4 protein-coding genes and 1 pseudogene are annotated in these 4,689 nt (G+C 68.5%); 3 read left to right on the forward strand and 2 right to left on the reverse strand.

The window, feature by feature from the left end:
- Positions 1–1,129 (reverse strand): MFS transporter (locus tag PJB24_RS15700; protein WP_273847578.1); only part of this gene is annotated, 1,129 nt, incomplete at its 3' end.
- 81 nt (positions 1,130–1,210) lie between these two features.
- Here PJB24_RS15700 and polX point away from each other — a divergent pair.
- From polX to PJB24_RS15715, 3 genes are read left to right on the forward strand one after another with little or no spacing between them, the layout of a single operon-like run.
- Positions 1,211–2,917, forward strand: a complete 1,707-nt coding sequence (gene polX / locus PJB24_RS15705) for a DNA polymerase/3'-5' exonuclease PolX (protein WP_273847580.1) — start codon at positions 1,211–1,213, stop codon at positions 2,915–2,917.
- A 34-nt stretch (positions 2,918–2,951) separates the two neighbouring features.
- Positions 2,952–3,437: an NUDIX domain-containing protein gene (locus PJB24_RS15710; RefSeq protein ID WP_273847581.1), complete on the forward strand. Its 486-nt coding sequence runs from the start codon at positions 2,952–2,954 to the stop codon at positions 3,435–3,437.
- Positions 3,438–3,459: 22 nt separating this feature from the next.
- Positions 3,460–4,137, forward strand: a complete 678-nt coding sequence (locus PJB24_RS15715; protein WP_273847583.1) for a CPBP family intramembrane glutamic endopeptidase — start codon at positions 3,460–3,462, stop codon at positions 4,135–4,137.
- 335 nt (positions 4,138–4,472) lie between these two features.
- Here PJB24_RS15715 and PJB24_RS15720 read toward each other — a convergent pair.
- Positions 4,473–4,689: pseudogene (locus tag PJB24_RS15720) on the reverse strand (hypothetical protein); the annotation flags it as partial.

Consider the following 4,689-nt stretch of genomic DNA (forward strand, 5'->3'; position numbering starts at 1 on the left):
GGTGGGTGAGCGGTATCGCCGGAAGGATGCGCGCGTACGCCGACCCGCCCGCCGTCCCGCCAACGCTCGAGCCCAGATAGTAGAAGAGCAGGTAGAGCGAGGAGGCGTACGCCCGCATCCTTCCGGCGATACCGCTCACCCACCCGCTCGCGATCGAGTGCGTCCCGAAGAACCCGAAGGTGAAGACGGCGACCCCGAAGAGGATCAGGGCAAAACTCCTCGAGACGGTGACCGCGAGACCGCAGAGCATAAGCGAGAGCCCCGCCGCCAGCACCCTGCCCCGTCCCGCACCATCGGCGAGACGGCCCATCAGGGCCGAGCTCGCCGTGCCGAGCAGGTAGAAGAGGAAGACCCCCGAGGCCTGCGCCTGGCCGAGGCGGTACGGCGGGGCCTGCAGCCGGTAGCCCAGGTAGTTGTACAAGGCGACGAAGCCACCCATCGCAAGCGCCCCGATCGCGTAGAGCAGGAGGAGGCGACCGTCGCGCAGACACCACAGCAGGGCCCGGCCCACGCCCACGAGCCCGACCTTGCGGGGCCTGAAGTTCCGTGCGGGCGGCAGGAGCCTCCAGAAAGCGGCACCCGCGACGAGGGAGACTCCACCGAGGACGGCCAGCGCCACCCTCCACGAGAAAGCCTCCGCCAGAAGCCCCGACGCGATGCGGCCGGCGAGCCCGCCGACGCTGTTGCCGGCAATGTAGAGCCCGACCGCGGAGCCCAACCTCTCGCGGCTCACCTCGTCCCCGAGGTAGGCCACCGCGACCGCCGGCACCCCGGCGAGGCACACCCCCTGCAACCCACGCAGCAGGACGAGCAGGGCGAAGTCCGGCGCGAACGCGACGAGCACCATCACGAGGGAGGAGCAGAGAAGCGAGAACGCCATCACCGGCGCCCGTCCCCAGCGGTCCGAGAGCGCGCCGAAGACGACCAGGCATACGGCGAGCGTCCCGGTCGTCGCCGAGAGCGCGAGGCTCGCCGCCGCAGGACCGAGCCCGAACTCACCGGAGAGCGCCGGTAGCAGCGACTGCACGCTGTAGAGCATCGCGAAGACCGCGACACCGGCGAAGAACAGGGCGAGCGAGGCACGTCCGAAGCCGGGGGTACCCGGTGCGAGCTTTCCGCCCTCACGCATGTATCCAGCGTACCTCCCCGAGAGAGAACATGCACGCGGCGCCTGCGCCCTCACGTATAATCGCGGCAAGAGAGGAGGCACGTGGACAACCGGCAGATAGCCAGAACCCTGCAGACGATCGCGACCCTGATGGAGATCCGGGGCGACGACCACTACCGGGTGCTCGCCTACCAGCGGGCGGCCGAGTCGGTCGCCTCGCTGGGCCATCCGGTCGCCGAGGTGGAAGACCCGAGGGAGCTGCCGCACGTCGGCGAGACGACGGCCGGGGTCATCCGCGAGCTGGCGCAGGGCCGCACCCCGGGGATCCTCTCGGAGCTCGTCGAAGAAGTTCCCGCCGGCCTGGTCGAGGTCACCAACCTGCCCAACGTCGGGCCGCGTACGGCGGGCAGGCTCTGGCGCGAGCTCGGCGTGGAGAGCGTGGCGGACGTGGCGAACCTGAAAGAGGGAGCCATCGCGTCCCTGAAGGGCTTCGGGAAGAAGAGCGAGGAGCGCATCCTGCGCGCCGCCCGCACCTACGGCTCCACCGAACGCCGCATGCTGCTCGACGAGGCGACCTCCCTCGCCGCGAGGATGCTCGATTTCATCCGCTCCCACCCCGCGTGCGAGCGGGCGGAGGTCGCCGGATCTCTCAGGCGTCAGAAGGAGACGATAGGCGACCTGGACCTGGTGGCGGCGAGCACCGACCAGGAGAGCCTGGCGGACGCCTTCGCCGCGGCCCCGTTCGTGGACGAGGTGCTGGCCCACGGCCCGACGAAGGTCTCGGTCCGTTGTGCGGGTACGGAGGTGGACCTCCGGATCGTCGACCCCGAGGCCTTCGGCTCGCTGCTGCACCACTTCACCGGCAGCAAGGCCCACAACGTCGCGCTGCGCGAGCGGGCGGTCAGGATGGGGCTGAACATCTCGGAGTACGGCATCGCGAAGGCCGGCAGCGGTCACTACGAGCCGGTCGCGACCGAAGAGGAACTCTACCGCAGGCTCGATCTTCCCTACATCCCGCCCGAGCTGCGCGAAGACACCGGCGAGATCGAGGCGGCCGAAGAGGGCCGACTGCCGGAACTCATCGAGCTCTCCGACATCCGCGGCGATTTGCACGTCCACACAGATTACTCCGACGGCAGGGGCACGATAGAGAGCATGGCCGAGGCGGCCATCGAGCTCGGCCACGAGTACCTCGTCTTCTGCGACCATTCGAAGAGCCTCAGGGTGGCCAGCGGCCTCTCCCCCGAGAGGCTCGCCCGCAAAATAGAGGCCGTGCGCGCCGCCGACGCGAGATACGACGAGATACACCTCCTGTGCGGCGCAGAGGTCGACATCCTCAAAGACGGCACGCTCGACTACGAAGACGGGCTGCTCGCGGAGCTCGACCTGGTGGTGGCGAGCGTGCACACGGCGTTCAACATGCCCGAGCGGGAGATGACGGACCGCATCGTGCGGGCGATGAACAACCCCTACGTCCGGGTGCTCGGTCACCCGACTGGCAGGCTCCTCAACCGCAGGGAGCCGTACGCCGTGGACGTGAGCCGCCTGATAGCGGAAGCGGTCTCCACGGACACGGCGCTCGAGCTCGACTGCTACGTGGACCGGCTCGACCTCTCCGTCCCCCACGTGCGCGAGGCGGTGGAGGCGGGGGCGAAGATAAGCATCGACACCGACGCCCACGACGAGGGCGCGCTCTCGTTCATGCGCTTCGGGGTCTCGCAGGCCCGCCGGGCGTGGGTCGGGAAGGAGAGCGTCGTAAACTGCCTGCCCTGGACAAAGTTCGAGCGCTACCTGAAGCGCGGGAAGTAACCCGCAGCACCGGCAGAATGTATACTCACCCGGCATGGGCAAGGAGCGCACACCCTCTGATCTGGACTTCGGCATCCGGGTCGGGGCCGTGGTCGAGCGAGACGGCAGGATACTGCTGGTCCGCCACGAGAAGCCGGGGCGAAAGCCCTACCTGGTGCTCCCGGGAGGGAGGCTCGAACCGCGGGAGACCATCCCGGAGTGCGCCGCGCGCGAGCTCGCTGAGGAGACCGGGCTGCGCGGCCGCTTCGGACGGATCCTCTACGTGAGCGAGTTCTTCGACGGCGGTCGCCACACGGTGGATATCACCGTGTTGATGGAGGAAGTACACGGGGAAGCGACCCTCGGTCACGACCCGGAGGTAGAGCCAGGAGCGACTCCGACCCTGAGGGGGCTCGTCTGGGTCGAGCTCGGTAGGCTCGGCGAGGCGAACATGCTACCTCACAGCATAAGGGACCGTCTCGCACGCGGGCTCCTCCGGGAGGAACCCGAGATCTACCTGGGGAGCAGTCGAGATAACTAGCGCGGCGAAAACCCTCCTCCTGGTGGTGCTCCAGGACGCGGTGCTGGCCGCCATCGTGATAGCGATCTTCCTCACCGGGGTGTTCGTGCTGCGCAGCGCCGGACGCGAGGTCACCTACTCCCTGACCTCGCTGGGACTCAGGCGGCCACGCAACGGGATCCTGCGGGGCGTGGGGCTCGGGATCGCGACGGGCCTCGCGGGCATCCTGGTGGAGACCGTGGCGAACCCCATCAGCGTCCTCGTGCTCCGGCACTTCGGCTACTCGGCGAAATCCAGCATCCAGCAACCGTTCATGCAGGGGCTGGAGGGCTGGGTGCGCCAGAGCCCCGGGGTCGCGATCCCGGCGATGATCGCCGTCGTAATCCTCTTCGGGCCGGCCGTCGAAGAGCTGGTCTTCCGCGGGGCGATCTTCAACGGGCTATACCGCCTCGGGGCGCTGCTCTCATCCAGGCTCGCGATAAAAGGCGGGCGGGGCGTGTCCTTCTGGGTGGCGGCGATCGTATCCTCCTCGCTCTTCGCCCTGCTGCACCTGGAACCCGTGATCTTCCTCTCCATCTTCGTCCTCGCGCTGCTTCTGTGCTGCGTGTTCTTCCGCACCGGGAGCATTCTGACCTCCTTCGCCGCCCATGCCACCTTCAACTCGCTCGCCGTGCTGGTCATCATACTCGACGGGCTCGGCGTGCTGAACGTTCCGGTCTGAAGCCGGCCGGGTCCCCTTCCGCAGACGGTGTATCCGGTGTATCATTGGTAGTCGTATGGTCCGCCCGCCCCGTGCTCTTGTATAGGGGTATGAAAGGTAGTGGGAATGCCCGGTTCGAGACGCCACCTGCTGTTCTTCTGGTGGTTGGTCGTGATGCTGGGCGTTCTTCTGGTCTGCGGCGGCCGGGTCCGTGCCCAGTCAATCCCCGCCTCCACGCCGGCGACGGCGTCCACCGGGGACTCCGGCGCCCCTTACACCCCGGGCGTGCAGGGTGAGACGAGTCCGCAACCTGATACGCCATCGGCCCAGGACGCGACTTCGGCCGACCCGGCCACCTACACATCATCGCCCACCAGCAACGGCGAGCCGCCCCCGGCACAGGAGACCACCGGAGAGGGAAGTGCAGTCCCCGAGGCGGGTACACCTCCAGATGAGGCCTCCTCGTACCCGGCCTCCTCCTCGCCGCCGTCCGCCGAGGGAGGCGCCACCCCGCCCGCCGCGGAAGAATCTGGCCCCCCTCCGCCACAGGAGAACCCCGCATCCTCCCCGGCG

Source organism: Rubrobacter calidifluminis (assembly GCF_028617075.1).
Classification (GTDB): domain Bacteria; phylum Actinomycetota; class Rubrobacteria; order Rubrobacterales; family Rubrobacteraceae; genus Rubrobacter_E; species Rubrobacter_E calidifluminis.